This window comes from Lactobacillus sp. UCMA15818, from assembly GCF_030400225.1.
Lineage (GTDB): Bacteria > Bacillota > Bacilli > Lactobacillales > Lactobacillaceae > Liquorilactobacillus.
In genome coordinates, this window is sequence record NZ_VJYB01000030.1 from 3,461 (window position 1) to 5,100 (window position 1,640).

Annotated in this window: 1 rRNA gene; it reads right to left on the minus strand. The window is 50.1% G+C overall.

The window, feature by feature from the left end:
* Positions 1-61 precede the first annotated feature (61 nt).
* A 16S ribosomal RNA gene (locus tag FFX44_RS12505) occupies positions 62-1,622 on the minus strand.
* Positions 1,623-1,640: the final 18 nt, after the last annotated feature.

The window sequence follows — 1,640 nt, forward strand, 5'->3', positions numbered from 1 at the left end:
AGACCTCTCAAAACTAAACAAAGTTTCAACAATCGTGTGTAGGTTTCCGTTATATCCTTAGAAAGGAGGTGATCCAGCCGCAGGTTCTCCTACGGCTACCTTGTTACGACTTCACCCCAATCATCTGTCCCACCTTAGACGGCTGGCCCCATAAATGGTTACCTCACCGGCTTTGGGTGTTACAAACTCTCATGGTGTGACGGGCGGTGTGTACAAGGCCCGGGAACGTATTCACCGCGGCATGCTGATCCGCGATTACTAGCGATTCCGACTTCATGTAGGCGAGTTGCAGCCTACAATCCGAACTGAGAACGGCTTTAAGAGATTAGCTAAACCTCGCGGTTTCGCGACTCGTTGTACCGTCCATTGTAGCACGTGTGTAGCCCAGGTCATAAGGGGCATGATGATTTGACGTCATCCCCACCTTCCTCCGGTTTGTCACCGGCAGTCTCACTAGAGTGCCCAACTTAATGCTGGCAACTAGTAATAAGGGTTGCGCTCGTTGCGGGACTTAACCCAACATCTCACGACACGAGCTGACGACAACCATGCACCACCTGTCATTCTGTCCCCGAAGGGAACTCCTAATCTCTTAGGCTGTCAGAAGATGTCAAGACCTGGTAAGGTTCTTCGCGTTGCTTCGAATTAAACCACATGCTCCACCGCTTGTGCGGGCCCCCGTCAATTCCTTTGAGTTTCAACCTTGCGGTCGTACTCCCCAGGCGGAATGCTTAATGCGTTAGCTGCAGCACCGAAGGGCGGAAACCCTCCAACACTTAGCATTCATCGTTTACGGTGTGGACTACCAGGGTATCTAATCCTGTTTGCTACCCACACTTTCGAACCTCAGCGTCAGTTACAGACCAGAGAGCCGCTTTCGCCACTGGTGTTCTTCCATATATCTACGCATTTCACCGCTACACATGGAGTTCCACTCTCCTCTTCTGCACTCAAGTCTTTCAGTTTCCAATGCATGACTTCGGTTAAGCCGAAGGCTTTCACATCAGACTTAAAAAACCGCCTGCGTTCCCTTTACGCCCAATAAATCCGGACAACGCTTGCCACCTACGTATTACCGCGGCTGCTGGCACGTAGTTAGCCGTGGCTTTCTGGTTAGATACCGTCACTGCATGAACAGTTACTCTCACACACGTTCTTCTCTAACAACAGAGTTTTACGATCCGAAAACCTTCTTCACTCACGCGGCGTTGCTCCATCAGACTTTCGTCCATTGTGGAAGATTCCCTACTGCTGCCTCCCGTAGGAGTTTGGGCCGTGTCTCAGTCCCAATGTGGCCGATCAACCTCTCAGTTCGGCTACGTATCATTGCCTTGGTAAGCCTTTACCTTACCAACTAGCTAATACGCCGCGGGTCCATCCAGAAGTGATAGCAAAACCATCTTTCAAACAAAAACCATGCGGTTTTTGTTATTATGCGGTATTAGCACCTGTTTCCAAGTGTTATTCCCCTCTTCTGGGCAGGTTACCCACGTGTTACTCACCCGTTCGCCACTCAAAACTTCCGGTGAATGCAAGCATTCGGTGAAAGTTTTGCGTTCGACTTGCATGTATTAGGCACGCCGCCAGCGTTCGTCCTGAGCCAGGATCAAACTCTCATTTTAAAAGTTTGTGACTCTTTA